Raw genomic sequence first — 15,442 nt, 5'->3', positions numbered from 1 at the left:
TTTCGCGTGAGGTGTTTATCCGATGCCCAAGAGCCATCCCCCATACCCCGCCGAGTTCCGCCGACAGATGGTCGAGTTGGTCCGCGCCGGCCGTGATCCGAACGATCTGGCTCGCGAGTTCGAGCCCTCCGCACAGGCCATCCGCAACTGGGTGGCCGAGGCCGACCGCAGCGAAGGACGGCGTGATGCGAAGCCACCGCCTGCCGACCCCGGCCTGACAGCGGTTGAGCGCGATGAACTCGTCCGGCTACGGCGCGAGAACCGGCAGCTGAAGCTGGAGCGCGATATCCTCTCTCGCGCGACGGCCTGGTTTGCTCGGGAGACCGGGGTTCTGCCGTCGGGGTCTTCCGGTTCATGAACGCGAACCAGGCCGACTTCCCGATCGCTGCCATGGCACGCATGCTCGGCGTGTCGAAGGCGGGATACTATGCCTGGGCTGGCCGGCAGCCCTCGGCGCGTCGGACAGCGGACGCAGCCCTGCTCAAGCGAATCCGCACCGTCCATCTCGGCTCGCACGAGACTTATGGCGCGCCACGCGTCCACGCCGACCTGCGCGAACAGGGCGAGCGGCACTCTCGCAAACGCATAGCCCGGTTGATGCGCGAGGCTGGCCTTGTCGGAGCCAGTCATCGGCGTGGTGGCCCTGTCACGACGCGGCGAGATCGAGAGGCGCGCCCGGCTCCCGACCTGGTCGACCGTAACTTTGCCGCCGCTGCCCCGAACCGGCTCTGGGTAGCGGATATCACCTACGTGCCGACTGATGCGGGCTTCCTCTACCTCAGCATCGTGCTTGACGCCTTCAGCCGCCGGATCGTCGGCTGGGCCATGGCCAATCACCTGCGTTCGGAGTTGGTTCTGGACGCTTTGGAGATGGCCGTGACACAGCGCAGGCCCCGCGACGTGATCCATCACTCGGACCAAGGATCGCAGTACACGTCGCTGGCCTTCGGCAGCCGCTGCCAGGAGGCGGGCGTGCGACCCTCGATGGGTTCGGTCGGCGACGCCTACGACAACGCCATGGCCGAGAGCTTCTTCTCGACCCTCGAATGCGAGTTGCTCGCCCGCCGCCGCTTCCGTTCGCAGGCCGAGGCACGAATGGCCTGCTTCAGCTACATCGAGGGCTTCTATAACCCGCTGCGCCGGCACTCGGCGCTCGGATACCGCTCGCCCGTCGTATACGAGCAGGAGACCCGACCGCACCCGTCACCTGAGACCCGGCTCAGCCAAGCCCCCTAACCGTCCACAGAAACGGGGCAATCCCACTCGACCCCGTTCAGGTAAGCCCACTGGTCGAGCATGCGCCCGGCGAACTCCGGTCCATTGTCGACCCGCAGGCTCTTGGGCCGCCCCCTCAGCCGGACCAAGGCATCGAGTGCCTCGGTCACCTGGAAGGCGCGGAAGTTGGCTCTCGGCGTGAGTGAGAGCGCCTCTCGCGTGTGGCAATCGACGACCGTCAGGATCCGGAACGGACGACCGTCGAAGAGGCGGTCGGACATGAAGTGGGCCTGTCGCAAACGCGAATGCGCCTTCGTTCACGGATCGTTAGCCATCCCTGACCAGCTTGCCGCCTCCGCCTTGGAGCCGGCCCATGATCCTGTCTACCATCGCCGCCAAGCTGAAGCAGCGCTCCAAGGCTGACTTCAAGGGCCGGCACTACGAGGCGTCGCTCATTGTGCAGGCCGTCTCCTGGTACTTGCGCTATCCGCTCAGCTACCGCGACATCGAGGAGTTGTTCCTGGAGCGTGGCCTGGAGGTCGATCACAGCACCCTGAACCGCTGGGTCTTGGCCTACGCGCCGCTGATCGAGAAGCGGTTGCGGCAGTTCCGCAGACCACACTGCGGCTCGGTCCGGATCGACGAAACGTACATCAAGGTGCGAGGTGAGTGGCGCTACCTATACCGGGCCGTCGATAAGCACGGGAACCCTGTCGACTTCCTGCTGACCGCCAACCGCGATCTCGATGCGGCCAAGCGCTTCTTTCGCAAGATGCTTTCGGCCGAGCCGTTGCTCGCCCCAGACCGCATCGGCACGGATGGCGCCGGCACCTACCCGCGGGCCATCGCCGAGAGCCGGAAGGCGGGCCTGCTGCCGGGAACGCCGATCCACTACGTCACCAAGCATCTGCAGCAGGGGATCGAGAGCGACCACTTCCGGGTTAAGCGGTCGATGCCGCGGGTGGGCGGCTTCCGCTCGTTCAACACGGCGCGGCGCACGATCCAGGGTTTCGAGGCCATGCTGTGGCTGCGCAAGGGCTTCGGCTTTGCCGGCGCATGGACCGTGCGCGAGCAGAACCGGATGCTTGCCGTCTGCTTCGGACTTTCACAGGCGAACAAAGCATGAAAATGAGGAGGTAGAGGCCGTTCTGCGCCCTATACTCAAGCTTGCGACAGGCCCGAACGGGGGAGGGGCAGGCATCCGGTTCCGTGAGAGGAAAGCTCAGGCTGAGTAAGCGCTGTTCGAATAGAACGGACGAAGCTGACGGCTGTCTGTCTCAACACCATCGCCGGTGGACTATCCACAGCAGGCGTCGTCGCACGGCTTAAGGGTCGCCGTTCCGAGTTCAGCGGGATCAATGCCGCTCTGATCGCCGGATTTGTACCGTCCCCAGGCTGCCACCTTCGAAGGTCAGGCGTTGAGGCGGCTCTGTGTGACTGGTTCGGATCTCCGCCACCGCCCCGTCGATGGCGATGAAGTTTGCGTATCCCTCCACGTGCAGGTAGCTGGCCTCAAACTCAGCCATGGCTTGCAGCCCTACCCAGTTCAAGATGACGAGGCGGCGATTTTTGAGTTCGATCAGCTGTTTATGTCTGAGTTCCTGAAGCGAACGATTGACGTGCACACCTGACAGACCAGCGATCTCGGCAAGATCTGTCTGCCTCAACGGCAGTTCAAAGCTTTGGCTTTGTGTCCGCCCGATAACGCGGTGGCGGACATACAGCTCGCAGAAGAGATGCGCTAATCGTTCGACGGCGGTACGCGTCCCGACGTTCATCAGCCATGTCTGAAGGGTCGCCTCATTCGCCAGGGCGCTCGTTTGCAAGGCGCGCGCGACGTTTGGGTGCTGTTGCAGCCTGCCGACTACATCAGGCGGGATCCATGCAATCCGACAGGGGGAAAGCGCCTCGATGGAATGGCACATCTTATCTTGGCGAAAACTCTCCAGATCACAGATGTCACCAGGGATGAGGAGCGCCAGGATCTGACGCCGGCCGCTGCTACGCAGTTTGAAGCGACAGGCCAGCCCTTCCAAGATCAGGAAAGCACCGGAGGCCTCATCACCTTCAGCAAAGAGGGTGGAGCGTGCATCAATCCGCTTGGATGATCCGCTGACCTCCTGCAGGAATGTTCGCTCAACATCCGATAGGCGGGCGAAGCCTTCGAGTTTGCGGATCGCGGGATTTTGCGATTGCACTGAGTTGGGCATTGGCAGTTTGTGCAGTTGTGCACACCCCTTTGACGCATTGGATCGACACCCAACACAGATCACAAATTTGTGAAAAGTCAAATTCAGTATTCAGGATTTTCGTCCTCCATTTGATGGATGACGTACGCAAATTTCTGTCATCCAAAATTGTCAAATTGCAGAAAATCAACCTCCTTCGCCCTCTGCAAAATCGAGGCGAGAACAGGCTTCGTGGAAAAGGATGCACGTCTATGCCGAAGGCCAAACAGGCTCTGGTCGCGGCTGGAACGCCCGTCCGGCTAGAGGTCGTGCCCTGGCGCGGCCTGCGCCGCGAGGATGCTGCCCGCTACGTCGGCGTTAGCACCGCGAAGTTCGATGAATGCGTGAAGGACGGGCGGATGCCCAAGCCCTTCAGGATCGACGGGTGCGTGATCTGGGACCTGCGCCGCCTCGATGCTGCTTTCGATGCCTTAAGCGAGCCTGCCGAGGTGAATTCCTTTGCTGATTGGTCGTGAAACCCGCCGAGGCCAACTAGCAAGCCGCCCGATCGCACTGACTGCGAGACCGAACGCAGGAATAGCCGTAACCCGGCATTCATACCCGCGAGCGCAAGCAGAGACATGAACTCACTCGTTTCTAACGTCGTCCAGATGCAATCTGCCAGCGTAACTCAGCAAATCGGAGTTGCTGTGACACGTCAGCAGATTGAGGCTCAGCGAGCTGTGGCCGACTTGGTGGCCGGGACAGCGGCAGCAGCGTCGCCACCTGCTCCTCCCGGCCAGGGTCAATTGGTTGACCGGCAGGTGTAGGCTTCAATCAGCGAATTTGTAGCGCGCGCAGAGCTTGTTGCCGTCCGGGTCGCGCAGGTAGGCGAGATAGATCCGGCCCATTGGCGTCTGACGCTCGCCTGGTGGGTTTTCGACGGAAGTGCCACCATTAGCGACGCCGGCCTCGTGCCAAGTGCTGGCTTCCTCGGGGCTGTTCATCGCGAACCCGATGGTGCCACCGTTCGCAGCCGTCGCAGCTTCCCCGTTGATCGGCTTGGTGATGACGAACCGGCTCCCTCGGTGAGCGTAGACCAAGCGGCCGAGGGCATCTGTGTTGCCGGGCTCGCTGCCCATGGCTCCAAAGAGCGCGTCGTAGAACGCCTTCGACTTAGCTAGGTCGTTGCTGCCGACGACCATATGGCTGAACATGGCATATTCCCCTTCGCGATGAAGATCCTGGGCTACCGCGCGCGAGACCCTACCCACAAGCCACAATCATGCTCGGCTTACGGCGTTAGGCGCTTCCTCGCGGCCTTGGCCAGAAAGGCAGCGTGACGCGGCAATTTCCGGTCTTAGTGTGACAGGGACACCGGACATGCCTGACTGATCCATACGGCTCTCCATAGGGAGCACGGTTGGCCGCCGGCCATATCGGGAGGTGTTGGCCGAACGGCTTCGCTCCCGCTGGCCAGCTTTTGCCGGATTGGGTCTATCGCCAAGCCTTTCCAGCCGGCTTGGGCACCATCATTTACCGCAAGGCTTGATAATCCTTCTCAAATGTAGGATTGCCTGTTGGATAAGGTATCACAACAGAAAAGTAGCATGTCAGAGAACACAGAAAATCAAAACACCGACATCGTCGACCTCGCAGGCGACATTGTCTCTGCGTATGTGTCGAACAACTCCGTTAGACCGGCCGATCTGCCGGACCTGATCCGTCAGGTTCACACGGCGCTTCAGGCGCTTGCCACCGGAGCTGCAGCAAAGTCGCCCGATGCCGAGATCGAGAAGCCGACGGCGGCCCAGATCCGCAAGTCGGTGACGCCGGGCGGCCTGGTCAGCTTCCTCGACGGCAAGAGCTACAAGACGCTCAAGCGTCATCTAACCGGCCATGGCCTCGATCCGCATAGCTACCGTCAGCGCTACGGTCTCTCGGCCGACTACCCAATGGTCGCCCCAGAGTACGCCGCGCGCCGCTCAGAGCTTGCGAAGTCCATTGGCCTTGGTCGGGTCGGCGGTCGTGAGGAAGACGTCGAGCCGAAAGCGAAAGCGCGTACGAAGGCTGCGTAAAGCCTCAACCGCTTGCGCTGTGACCTACAGTGCCAACGAATGACGAGCGGCTCTAAACCGTCATTAGAAAGCTGACGCATTTGGTAGCCGTCTGGTCATAGGACGCAGCATACTTTTGACCGTCTCATAAGGTCTTGGCCGGTTGATGACCTCATCGAGCCGAGACCATAGCGTCTTAGGAGAGAAAGGCTTTGCGATAACCTCGTTGACGCCCAAACGTACGGCGCGCTCAACCCTATCTTTTTGTGGCTGAGCCATCATCAGGATTATCGGAACAGTAGGAGCTGGGGAAGTTTCCGGGTTTCGGATTAGGCGGATGACTTCCTCGCCGGAGAGAATGTCGAGTTCCCAATCCAAAATTACCAAATCGGGGCGGCTCTCGGCGATGCATCCAAGAGTTTCGGCTCCATCAACAGCCTCCTGTATTCGCCTGATGCCGCTTCGTTGCAGCATATCGCGGACAATACGACGAATATAAAGGCTCTCGTCAGCAATAATGGCTGAGAGATCGGGAAAACTCGGAGCGCCGATCATAAGAGGGAACCTCGTCGACGCACAAAATTATCGCGACATTGAACCTTAGCGCTATCTGCCTTAACTTTCTCCCCGACAAAAACTGTTGAACTGCGAGCCGCATTGCCATTCTCGATTTGATGCGATGGCATCTTGGCGCGCGTTAGGTCCGGCTAACCGGCTTCAGGCACTCTCCCTGCAAGCCAAGTTGCGTACCGGCTTAGCGTGAGATGGACGATCCTACCCCGCCGGTTCCGTGAGCAGATCGGACGGCGGGGGCAGGCTTGTATCATGAGCCGTATTAGAATTAGGCGGCTATCTACGAGGCTAATTGACATCATATCAGCCTCAAGATGACTGCGCCCGCGCAGATTACGAGCGTCCCGATAAGGACAAGTTCAAGTCGCGTCATGGGTGCACACTTTGTGCACTCGCGGGAACCCTCAACGTAATCTGGGATAATCTCACGGGATAGTGAAGTTATGACGCGAAGGGTTTCGGCCTATGGCGCCCGTGGTGTGCCTCCCCTATCCCGTCCGGTCTGCAACAGCCGCCGGACCCCATGTCAGCCTCATCGAAACCTAACCTCGTCCCCGCCGATCCGAAGATCTGGCGCGAGGCCTTTCTCAACCTCCGGCCCAGCGTCGTTCCGTGCCCGGGCTTCACGCTTCAGTCCTGGGGTGGCGGGCACGAGGCGTGCGTCGACTTCCCGGATCGTTGGGCGGATGAGGCCGTGGCGCTCGGCTGGACGACGCTGGAGTGCTTCGGCGTGCACCCAGAGGCCGGCACGATCCGTGTCGACTTTTGCGGTGCCATGGTGCTCAGCGGCGAAAAGGTCTCGATGGTGCTTGACGACAGGATTGCCTTCGAGCGGACAACCTTCCGCCGCGACAAGCCCGGCCGGCCCAGCGGTGCGGTGCCGCTGTGGTTGTTCGGGCGGTGACGCGGCTCGGGGGCGCCCTATCTCAGCGGCATGTCTGACCAACCAATGACTACGGGCGACCTCTACAAGGCGAAGATCATTACAGATGCGGAACTTCAAGTCGTCGTTGACGCCTTCCTGGCTGATCCGGCGATGGCGTCCCACGTCTTCGCGAGCGGCTATCAGGTCGATGTCGTGAAAGCCGTCAACGCGAACGAATGGGCGCGGGGGCAGCTCAGGTCAGCCGGAGTGTCACCCCTTCTGAAGCGCATCGCTGCTCGCACCGCGATCCTGCTGGCCAGGGCGAAGAAGCCGTGAATGCCAACGAGAGGTCGTATCTTTTCGCCGCTAGCCTCCGACCGCTGGTCTGTCGACGTTCAGGCCCATCCAGACCAGATAGATCATTGGCACTGGGTCATTCGCCTGAACGGCAGGCATATTATCAGCGGAGGATGTTACCGCTCGGTCCGCCATGCGAGGCTGATGGCCGCCGGCAGCCTGCGGGTGAGGCAGGCTATCCACTACGGCCAAACACACCAAGAAGCCGAACAATGACCACAACGATCAGCCTCGCTGGATGTGCCTTGCGCCGCTACCACCGGTAGATCAGGCTGCCCAGGACCGTGGCTGGCTCGTTGCGGTTGCAGAAGCCGAACGAGCAGGTCTGATAGCGCCGGTCGAAGATGTTGTAGGCGTTCACCTGGGCGCGGAACCCTTTGTAGCGCGGATCGAGGGCGGCGAAATCGTAGGCCACGAGCGCGTCGTAAAGGGTCACTGCGGTGTTGCGCGCCGTGTTCAGGTCATCCGCGAAGCTCGTCCCGATGTAGCGGATGCCGCCGCCGACCTGGAGACCGCGCAGGGCTGACGAGGGCGGGAAGGCATAGGTTACAAACGAAGCGTAGGTGTCGCCAGGGATGCCCGAGACCCGGTTGCCATCGGTGGATACGGCTTCGCCGTTCGCATTGAGGGCGGTGCCGCTCTGGAACCGGATGTCGACGTGGGTGTAGGCAATCGTCAGATTGGTACCCGGCGCGATATTGGCCGTCGCCTCGGCCTCGAAGCCAGTGGAACGCACTGCCCCCGTGGCCGAAGAGAACGCGATGGCGTTCGGATCGGTGCGCAGGATGCTTGACTGGACGATGTCGAAGCCAGCGAAGGCGGCCTGGATGTTGGTGCCGGGGATCAGGTACTTCACGCCGGCCTCGATCTGGTCGCCGGTGGCAGGCTTGAAGGCCTGACCATTTCGGTCAAGGCCGACCTGCGGGGTGAAGGTGGTGGCGTAGCTTGCGTAAGGCACGAGCCCGGGTGCCAGGACGTAACCCAACCCAACGCGGCCGGTGAAGGCACTATTGTCCTGGCGGGAGACTGCGGAGTCTGTCGTGGCGCGGTTATCTTGGAAGACCTGATCGAAACGTCCGTTCACGGTCAGGATAAAGTCGCCGAACTTGGCTTGATCCTGGAGGTAGACGCCAACCTGATCCTGGGTCTGACGCGCGGCGGCTCCGAGAGCCGGGGTCGCGATGAACTGCTGGCCGTAATTGCGGGTGATCAAGTTGAGATCAGGGACCGCAACATTATCGCCGAAGTAACTTCCGAAGCGGCTGGTCAGGCTGTAGCGGGCGTAATCGATGCCACCAACCAAGGTATGAGCGACCGGGCCAGTGGCGAAATGTGCTTCGAGCTGATTGTCGAGGGTCTGTTGCACGATGCCGGAGCGGATGTAGCCGTTATCCCGGGTGCCGATCGTCCGCTCGGCATTGATAGAGGTAATGTCGACGTACTTGCCCGAGAGAAACACCCCGTAGTTCCGAAAATTCTGGCGGAAGATCAGGTCGGGCGTGAACTTGTGCTCGAAGGCGTAGCCAATCCGGTACTGGGTCTGGTCGAGGCCGGCGAAGCGCGGATCGCCCATATAGAAGTTCGTCGCGCGGAAGCCAGGGTCGTTGTAGAAGAACGTCGTGGCTGGAACGTTCCGGACTTGGTACTCGCTCAGGAACGTGAACGTCGTGTCGGCAGAGGGCTTCCAGGTGAAGGCCGGTGCGATGTTGAGCATGTCATCGTTGGTGCCGAGCCCGATGAAGCTGCCGGCCTCACGTCGTATGCCCGTGAGGCGATAGGCCATTGTGCCGCCCGATCCTTCGATCGGACCACCAACATCAAAGTTGCCTTGGAACCGGTCGAAGCTGCCGGCCTGGAACTGCACCTCGCCGAAGGGGGTGAAGACAGGGCGCTTCGAGGTCACATCGAGGATGCCGCCGGGCGAGCCAAGGCCATAAAGGCCCGAGGCTGGTCCGCGCAGGATCGTCACCGCCTCCAAGCCGTAGGGCTCGGTTTTCGGATAGGCGAAGCCGCTGCCGATGATGCGTAGTCCGTCGCGGTAGAGGCCCTGGTTGGTGAGGACGTCGAACCCGCGGATGAAGATCTGGTCGAAGCGCGGGTCGTAGCCGGACCGCGCCGAGACCCCTCCTGGGACGTAGGCTACCGCCTCGGCAAAAGTCTGGACGTTGCGGTCGTTCAGCTCCTCACGCGTGACGACCGAGATCGATTGCGGGGTCTCGACCAAGGGGGTGTTGGTCTTCGTCGCGGCCGTGGCGATCCGCGCCGTGTAGCCAGTGATGCCCGAAGGGCCGCCTCCACCGCCGCTTGTGGCCGCCGTCCCACCATCGCCTCCGCTGAGATTGGAGCTGCTACCACCGAGCGCGGGCGCGGGTGCCGTCCCTTCGACCGAAAGTTGGTCGAGTTGGACGCTCTGTTGGGCGCCTGCTGTTCCGGTGAGAGCGGTGCTGGCGAGCAGCAGGGCAAGGAGGGGGGATCGGCTAGGCATGACGCACGCTGGTAGAAGCGCCTTAAGCGGCGCAGTACGCGTTTCATCGCTACTCGCGGATTACGACGCAAGCCGAAAACGTGTTGTAAAACACACACTTAGAGCACTTCAAATCTGAAGAAGTTCTAAGGTGATGTGTCAGCCAGGTGATCTGAGCAACGCGACCTGCGCCCGAAGCTCCTCAATCTCTGCCAGCAATGCTCCGGCATCCACGGGGGCCTGTCGCAAGCCATGCCGTGGGCGGCAGCAGAGGCAGGATCTGCCCCGTTTTCAGGTTTTGTTAACCGCCTGAAGTCCGAAGCAGACCCTGAGTAGCCGGTTCTGCTCACGGACGGTCCAGGCGCCGGCAAACCCAAAGCCCTTGCGGAGCCAGAGCATGGCCTCGAAGCCCTGGATGGTCCGCCGCGCCGTGTTGAACGAGCGGAAGCCGCCGACCCGCGGCATGGGTTGTTTCACCCGGAAGTGGTCGCTTTCGATGCCCTGCTGCAGGTGTTTGGTCACGTAGTGGACTGGAGTGCGGGGCAAGAGGCCGCCGCTCCTGACAGCTGCGATCGCGGCCGGATAGGTGCTGGCGCCATCCGTGCCGATCCGGTCTGGCGCAAGAAGCGGCTGATCCACCAGCATCTTGCGGAAGAAGCGCTTGGCGGCGCCGAGATCCCGGTTAGCGGTCAGCAGGAAGTCGACAGGATTGCCGTGCTTGTCGATGGCCCGGTAGAGGTAGCGCCACTCACCCTGCACCTTGATGTAGGTCTCGTCGATCCGGACCGATCCGCAATGCGGCTTACGGAACTGGCGGAGCCGCTTCTCCATCAGCGGCGCGTAAGGCGAGCACCCAGCGGTTCAGGGTGGAGTGATCAACCTCCAACCCACGTTCCAGGAACAGTTCCTCGATATCGCGGTAGCTCAGCGGGTAGCGCAGATACCAGGAGACGGCCTGTACGATGAGCGCAGCCTCGTAGTGCCGTCCCTTGAAGTCACCCTTGGCGCGCTGCTTGAGCTTGGCGGCGATGGCGGACAGGATCATGGGGCGGCCTCCAGAATGGAAGGCGCCATGCAGGCCGTATGGTCAACGTCGGGTAAACGCCAGCGCTATCGCGTTTGCGACACGCCCACTGGCCGGCCTTGTTCAGGGCCTTCTCCTGTTCGAGCGCATTGACCAGGTCGACGGTGGCGAAGAATCGGACCTTCTTGCGATGGTGCTCGATGGCCTGCACGCCCAGGGCCGTTGTGACGTGCGTTTTGCCGGTTCAGGGCGAACTCAACGGTCGCGACGCCGTCCTCGGCCTAGGTAAAAGAGAAGTCTTACTTAATCCAAGCAGGCAAGGATTGACCAATAGGCTGAGCGTACCCCGCTTTCATGCTTCCCCAACGCGTCGCAGCAGTCGTATCGCTAAACCAGGCGACTGCTCAGTCGACATGCACGGCAAGCTTCATCTTCGGATGCACGCCGCAGAGAACGAGGAAGTTGCCACGCTGAGCGAATACCATCGTGGTTTGGGTGCCGGGTGCCTGATCGCCGAAGTCACGGCGGACCCCATCCGCCTCAATATAAGCGTGATGGACGGCCGTCGCCTCCTCGTTGGACAGCACGATAGACCCGCCGGCTTTCAATGTAACGGCCTGGAAGCCGAATTGTCGGGCTTTCTGGATGACGATACCGGCGACGTTCGAGAAGCTGGCATGTGCCTGGATACACCCGAGAACGCCAAGCAATCCTGAGATCGCAATGAAACAGGGCCTTTTTCTCCACGTACTCATCATCACGTACCACACCACGTCATAGAGCATCTTCTGCTTAGCGGGGTCTCTAACGCGCGACCAGTCCTAAAAGCGGTTTGATCTTGATCGGATTTCCAGTTTCTATATTCGTAAATGATTGCAGGTGGATCAAATCAGCAGAAATCTATTTCAGGCTCTATGTTCGCATAAACCATAGCTCAAAGAGTTCGGGATAAGGCGACGTTTTTTACTTTTTGATTGAACGCTAGCCACAGTAAACTTCACCAACGGCGTGACTGCGTCGGACGCATAGCTAAAACGGTGTCGGGCAACCAATCGTTGAACCGACATCCATCGCGCAGGCGGCAATGTCCGAAAGTATGGATTTCAGCCTGTCTGCTATCGGCCGAGCAGGCAACGAGGCTGACGTTTCACTTGCGGTAGATCCAAGGTTGGCGCTTGGCCTATGGAGCTAATCTCCGAACTTAGAACAAGGTGATACAGGCCCGCACTGTCATCTACCGAAGGCTTGCGCTTGCAGACCTTTGTCGATCACCGACAGGAACTGCACGTTCAGGCTGGTGCCGGACCGATGCCGCATGGCGCAGTCGAAGCGGCGTCCGTCCGCATCAATGACAACTTCGAAGCGGTCCGGTACTTGGGCGGGTTGACTGAGGTGCAATCGAGCGCCGCCTTCGGACAGGTCGCGGATGGAGCAGGCGATGCGCGCGCCGCCGGGCAGGTGGATCCAGGCTTGAAGGAGGACGCGAGGCCGTCGCTCTGTGCGCCGCTCCTCCATCCCGATGGTCCAGTTATCCAGCCCTGCGCTGATGCTGGACACCCCGTCGGCCGCCTGCTGCATGCTGGCCAGGATCGCGCCCGTGGCCTGCGCCTGCTCGTCCATCGCGGCGGTGACGCCGTCGACATGCCGACTGATCGTGCCGATCGCCGCCGTGATCGTCGCCAGGGTGGTGGCGACCTCGCCGGACACCGCCTGCATGCCGGCGATCTCGCTGCTAATCCGGTTCGTGGCGGCGGCGGCTTGGCCGGCCAGGTTCTTCACTTCGGTGGCGACCACCGCGAAGCCGCGCCCGGCCTCGCCGGCCCGGGCCGCCTCGATCGTCGCGTTGAGGGCCAGGAGATTGATCTGCTGGGCGATGTCCGTAATCATCGTGGCGACGCCGCTCATCGCCTGGGCCGCCCCCCGCAGCCGCTCGGTGGCGGCATCCGCCTCCCCGGCCCGGCCGTGGATGTCGTCCACCACGGTCTTGGACTGGGCCATGCTGCGGGAGATTTCCAGCGCGGAGGCGTTCATAACGTCGGCCGCGTCTGTGACCGCCTGGACGTTGTCGAGGGTGCGCTCGGCGGCCTCGACCGCGACGGAGCGCGCCGCCATGTTGGCGGTGACGTCGGTGGCGTACTTGACGATCTTGGTCAGGCGGCCGGCGGGATCGAAGATCGGGTTGTAGCTGGCCTGGATCCACACGGACCGGCCGCCCTTGCCGAAGCGCTGGAACATGCCCGTGGAGAATTCCCCAGCGCGCAGGCGGTCCCAGAAGGCAGCATACTCCGCTGTCTGGGCGTAGCCGGGCTCGACGAACTGGGCGTGCGGCCGGCCCCGGATCTCCTCGATCCCGTAGCCGACCGCCGTCAGGAAATTGGCATTGGCATCGAGAACGGTCGCGTCGGGGGCGAACTCGATCACCGCTTGCGAGCGGTTGACCGCCGCCAGCTGCGCCATCGCGTCCGCGACCTGCAGCTTCTGCGCGGTGATGTCGGTGGCGAACTTGACCACCTTGATCGGCACCCCGTCCCGGTCCCGGATCGGGTTGTAGGTAGCCTGGATCCAGATCTCGCGACCGCCCTTGGCGATGCGCTTGAACTCGCCCGAGCGGAACTCGCCGCGGCCGAGCTCCGCCCAGAACGCGCGGTACGCGGCCCCCGCGCGCTCCTCCGGGTCGACGAACAGGCCGTGATGGCGGCCCTGGACCTCGTCGAGGCTGTAGCCCACCGCGGCCAGGAAATTGGCGTTGGCCGCGAGGATCGTGCCGTCGAGGCCGAACTCGATGACGGCCTGGGAGCGCTGCAGGGCCTCGAGCTGCCCGTCATGGTCGATGGCCCGCAGGACCTCCGCGGTGACGTCGGTGGCGAGCTTGACCACCCGGGTCACGCGCCCGGCCCGATCGCGGACCGGGTTGTAGGTAGCCTGGATCCAGACCGCCCGGCCATCCTTCGCGAAGCGCTTGAACGCGCGCGTCTGCGGCTCGCCGCTGCGCAGGGCGTCCCAGAACGCGCGGTAGGCCTCGCTGGCCTGCTCCGCGGGGGAGACGAAGCGCCCGTGGGGCTGTCCCGTCACCTCGGAGAGGCTGTAGCCCATCAGGTCGAGGAAGAGCCTGTTGGCGGTGAGCACCGTGCCGTCGGGGGTGAACTCGATGCGAGCCCGGGACCGATCGATGGCCGCCATCAACGCACGTAGATCGGTGTCGAAGAATGGCACTTAGAACCTCCCGCGATGCATTGTTCGCGCCTTAAGCGCGTCTTGTTGAATAATCCTAAAAAAACTTCGAACATTTCCCAAGCGGGTCGGTGCCCAATCCCGGTTATAAGCAGCAGCCTTTTCACATATGCGTGAACTTTATCTTCGAGGCTAAACTTTTTAGGCCCTCATGTTTACATATAGGATTATTATCTTATATGCTTCGATGATCAATCGATTTGGGAGCTACGGTGCCGCCGTCTTCTCGTTGACGGACACGGCGCCGCATCGCCTCGAACCGAGGCGCGACGTGCTGCGCAGAGTCAGCGACATGGCCTGCAAATGTTTTCACGCTGATGAACTCCAGGAGCTTATCGACTTCCTGAGCGAATGCCGATCAACGTCTATGTAGTGTTGTAAGTAGCCGCTTGGCCTTTGAGCTTCCATCGGTGGCTCGTCTGACCGGGCTATGGCTGGTTCCCACCCTACATCCCTCGAAAGCAGACCGTCGCGAAAACACCCTGAACAGTCATCCCAAGGTGCCTCTCCACCGGTATACTTCTAAGACGCTAGCCTGCGCGAAGCGCATAGCTCGGTAATGTCGGGTATCCGGTCGGTTTCCTGACATTTGATCTTCGCGAAATTTTCGCGAAGCATTCTGTTGCAGACGGTGTCGGAAAAGGCTGACCGGAAATCTCCCGGCGTAAAAACCCTTTCCTCATACCTGACAACAGGCTTGCGCAGATCATCGTAGGACCTTGACGTGCTCGCTTGGCTTACGACGGGTCCGCCCCTCTTAATCAATCGGTCCAAAGCCAAGCGACCGGGTCAAGCAGAAGCTGTGATGACATTGGCCAGGAGCCGGCGCGGCGCGCGAAATCCCGGATGATCCCGGATAATCCCGCCAATTATCTCTGACTGTCGCCAGTTAGCGATGACATGGCCATCTGGGGCCGGTTCCCGAGCCGTCTTCGGAGCTGCGTCCCGAGCCGCCTTGGGCCCGTCAGCGGATCCAGACCTTCACCGCGTACTCCGCCGCCGTGCCGTCCGGGTTGATGGTGAGGATGCGGGTGGTGTCGAGACCCTCGACGCCCTCCTCCGTCTCGTAGGTCATCCGCAGGCCCGGCACCTTCCGGGCGTTGCACGGCGCCAGCGGCGAGCCCGGCGCGTAGCGCGGGAAGGACTCGGTCGGGGTGAAGCTCACCGTGCCGCGGCGCGGGGGCTCCAGGATGCGGGCCACCACCGGCCCCTGGGACGCGCAGTCGGGATAGAGGTAGGCGAAGAAGGCGATGGCCCGCGCCTCGCCCTTCGGCACGACCCGGGCCATCGGAAAGACCTGGATCGGCATGGGACTGCCTGGCGCGGGGCTGCCCGGTGCGGGTTCGCCCCGACCCGGATCGCCCCGCGAAGAATCGCCCGGCGTCGCCTCGACTGGTGGTGCCACCGGCACCTCGAGGGCCCGGGCGGCGGGCACGCTCCAGAGGACAGGGACGAGGAGGAGGGAGAACGGCGTCGGGCGCATGACGG

At 62.1% G+C, this 15,442-nt stretch carries 13 protein-coding genes and 3 pseudogenes; 6 read left to right on the top strand and 10 right to left on the bottom strand.

Features of this window, described 5'->3' with window-relative positions:
• Positions 1–22 precede the first annotated feature (22 nt).
• A protein-coding gene (locus ACXJY8_RS07020; RefSeq protein WP_463771847.1) for an IS3 family transposase occupies positions 23–1,236 on the top strand; the annotation gives its coding sequence in 2 pieces (ribosomal slippage) (positions 23–302 and positions 302–1,236; 1,215 coding nt in all).
• A gap of 20 nt (positions 1,237–1,256) precedes the next feature.
• Here ACXJY8_RS07020 and ACXJY8_RS07015 read toward each other — a convergent pair.
• Positions 1,257–1,499, bottom strand: a pseudogene (locus ACXJY8_RS07015) (DDE-type integrase/transposase/recombinase); the annotation flags it as partial.
• Positions 1,500–1,588: 89 nt separating this feature from the next.
• Here ACXJY8_RS07015 and ACXJY8_RS07010 point away from each other — a divergent pair.
• Entirely contained in the window at positions 1,589–2,341 is a 753-nt protein-coding gene (locus tag ACXJY8_RS07010) for an IS6 family transposase (protein ID WP_463777946.1), read from the top strand.
• A 229-nt stretch (positions 2,342–2,570) separates the two neighbouring features.
• Here the strand turns inward: ACXJY8_RS07010 and ACXJY8_RS07005 are convergent, their stop codons facing one another.
• The gene (locus tag ACXJY8_RS07005) at positions 2,571–3,425 is read right to left on the bottom strand and encodes a Crp/Fnr family transcriptional regulator (RefSeq protein ID WP_463777944.1); all 855 of its coding nucleotides are present in this window, start codon (positions 3,423–3,425) and stop codon (positions 2,571–2,573) included.
• 230 nt (positions 3,426–3,655) lie between these two features.
• Between ACXJY8_RS07005 and ACXJY8_RS07000 the strand changes: the two genes are divergently transcribed.
• Positions 3,656–3,919 carry a helix-turn-helix transcriptional regulator gene (locus tag ACXJY8_RS07000; RefSeq protein WP_463777942.1) on the top strand — a complete coding sequence of 88 codons (264 nt, stop codon included), beginning with the start codon at positions 3,656–3,658 and terminating at the stop codon, positions 3,917–3,919.
• Between the two features lie 297 nt (positions 3,920–4,216).
• Here the strand turns inward: ACXJY8_RS07000 and ACXJY8_RS06995 are convergent, their stop codons facing one another.
• On the bottom strand, positions 4,217–4,600 hold the full coding sequence (locus ACXJY8_RS06995) for a VOC family protein (RefSeq protein ID WP_463777940.1): 384 nt from the start codon (positions 4,598–4,600) through the stop codon (positions 4,217–4,219).
• 393 nt (positions 4,601–4,993) lie between these two features.
• On the opposite strand from ACXJY8_RS06995, the gene ACXJY8_RS06990 reads away from it, so the two are divergent.
• Positions 4,994–5,461, top strand: a complete 468-nt coding sequence (locus tag ACXJY8_RS06990) for a Ros/MucR family transcriptional regulator (RefSeq protein WP_463777937.1) — start codon at positions 4,994–4,996, stop codon at positions 5,459–5,461.
• Between the two features lie 63 nt (positions 5,462–5,524).
• On the opposite strand, the gene ACXJY8_RS06985 is transcribed toward ACXJY8_RS06990, so the two are convergent.
• On the bottom strand, positions 5,525–5,995 hold the full coding sequence (locus ACXJY8_RS06985) for a response regulator (RefSeq protein WP_463777935.1): 471 nt from the start codon (positions 5,993–5,995) through the stop codon (positions 5,525–5,527).
• Between the two features lie 541 nt (positions 5,996–6,536).
• On the opposite strand from ACXJY8_RS06985, the gene ACXJY8_RS06980 reads away from it, so the two are divergent.
• Together ACXJY8_RS06980 and ACXJY8_RS06975 are read left to right on the top strand one after the other, a co-directional pair.
• Complete coding sequence (locus tag ACXJY8_RS06980; protein WP_463777932.1) at positions 6,537–6,917, top strand: hypothetical protein; 381 nt, start codon at positions 6,537–6,539, stop codon at positions 6,915–6,917.
• Between the two features lie 45 nt (positions 6,918–6,962).
• Positions 6,963–7,214, top strand: coding sequence for a hypothetical protein (locus tag ACXJY8_RS06975; RefSeq protein WP_463777930.1), 252 nt, complete (start codon positions 6,963–6,965; stop codon positions 7,212–7,214).
• 274 nt (positions 7,215–7,488) lie between these two features.
• Here ACXJY8_RS06975 and ACXJY8_RS06970 read toward each other — a convergent pair whose 3' ends face one another.
• The 6 genes and pseudogenes from ACXJY8_RS06970 to ACXJY8_RS06945 all read right to left on the bottom strand — a co-directional run bounded on the left by ACXJY8_RS06970 (position 7,489) and on the right by ACXJY8_RS06945 (position 15,437).
• Positions 7,489–9,720: a TonB-dependent siderophore receptor gene (locus ACXJY8_RS06970; protein ID WP_463777926.1), complete on the bottom strand. Its 2,232-nt coding sequence runs from the start codon at positions 9,718–9,720 to the stop codon at positions 7,489–7,491.
• A 270-nt stretch (positions 9,721–9,990) separates the two neighbouring features.
• Positions 9,991–10,744 (bottom strand): annotated as a pseudogene (locus ACXJY8_RS06965) (IS6 family transposase).
• A 76-nt stretch (positions 10,745–10,820) separates the two neighbouring features.
• Positions 10,821–10,967, bottom strand: a pseudogene (locus ACXJY8_RS06960) (ATP-binding protein); the annotation flags it as partial.
• A 160-nt stretch (positions 10,968–11,127) separates the two neighbouring features.
• Positions 11,128–11,508 (bottom strand): cupredoxin domain-containing protein, encoded by a 381-nt coding sequence (locus ACXJY8_RS06955; RefSeq protein ID WP_463777923.1) that lies wholly within the window; start codon positions 11,506–11,508, stop codon positions 11,128–11,130.
• 445 nt (positions 11,509–11,953) lie between these two features.
• Positions 11,954–13,903 carry a methyl-accepting chemotaxis protein gene (locus ACXJY8_RS06950; RefSeq protein WP_463777920.1) on the bottom strand — a complete coding sequence of 650 codons (1,950 nt, stop codon included), beginning with the start codon at positions 13,901–13,903 and terminating at the stop codon, positions 11,954–11,956.
• A 1,015-nt stretch (positions 13,904–14,918) separates the two neighbouring features.
• Positions 14,919–15,437, bottom strand: coding sequence for a hypothetical protein (locus ACXJY8_RS06945; protein ID WP_463777917.1), 519 nt, complete (start codon positions 15,435–15,437; stop codon positions 14,919–14,921).
• Positions 15,438–15,442: the final 5 nt, after the last annotated feature.

The sequence above is a fragment of the Methylobacterium sp. TK31 genome (assembly GCF_055361545.1).
Note: the sequence above shows the minus strand (reverse complement) of the source record. Positions and strands in the feature narration are given on the sequence as shown.

Coding starts and splice junctions, on each gene's coding strand:
- ACXJY8_RS06950 (WP_463777920.1), bottom strand. CDS start 13,903: ATGGCGGCCATCGATCGGTCCCGGGCTCGCATCGAGTTCACCCCCGAC.
- ACXJY8_RS06955 (WP_463777923.1), bottom strand. CDS start 11,508: ATGCTCTATGACGTGGTGTGGTACGTGATGATGAGTACGTGGAGAAAA.
- ACXJY8_RS06985 (WP_463777935.1), bottom strand. CDS start 5,995: ATGATCGGCGCTCCGAGTTTTCCCGATCTCTCAGCCATTATTGCTGAC.
- ACXJY8_RS06975 (WP_463777930.1), top strand. CDS start 6,963: ATGACTACGGGCGACCTCTACAAGGCGAAGATCATTACAGATGCGGAA.
- ACXJY8_RS06945 (WP_463777917.1), bottom strand. CDS start 15,437: ATGCGCCCGACGCCGTTCTCCCTCCTCCTCGTCCCTGTCCTCTGGAGC.
- ACXJY8_RS07000 (WP_463777942.1), top strand. CDS start 3,656: ATGCCGAAGGCCAAACAGGCTCTGGTCGCGGCTGGAACGCCCGTCCGG.
- ACXJY8_RS06970 (WP_463777926.1), bottom strand. CDS start 9,720: ATGCCTAGCCGATCCCCCCTCCTTGCCCTGCTGCTCGCCAGCACCGCT.
- ACXJY8_RS06990 (WP_463777937.1), top strand. CDS start 4,994: ATGTCAGAGAACACAGAAAATCAAAACACCGACATCGTCGACCTCGCA.
- ACXJY8_RS07005 (WP_463777944.1), bottom strand. CDS start 3,425: ATGCCCAACTCAGTGCAATCGCAAAATCCCGCGATCCGCAAACTCGAA.
- ACXJY8_RS06980 (WP_463777932.1), top strand. CDS start 6,537: ATGTCAGCCTCATCGAAACCTAACCTCGTCCCCGCCGATCCGAAGATC.
- ACXJY8_RS06995 (WP_463777940.1), bottom strand. CDS start 4,600: ATGTTCAGCCATATGGTCGTCGGCAGCAACGACCTAGCTAAGTCGAAG.
- ACXJY8_RS07010 (WP_463777946.1), top strand. CDS start 1,589: ATGATCCTGTCTACCATCGCCGCCAAGCTGAAGCAGCGCTCCAAGGCT.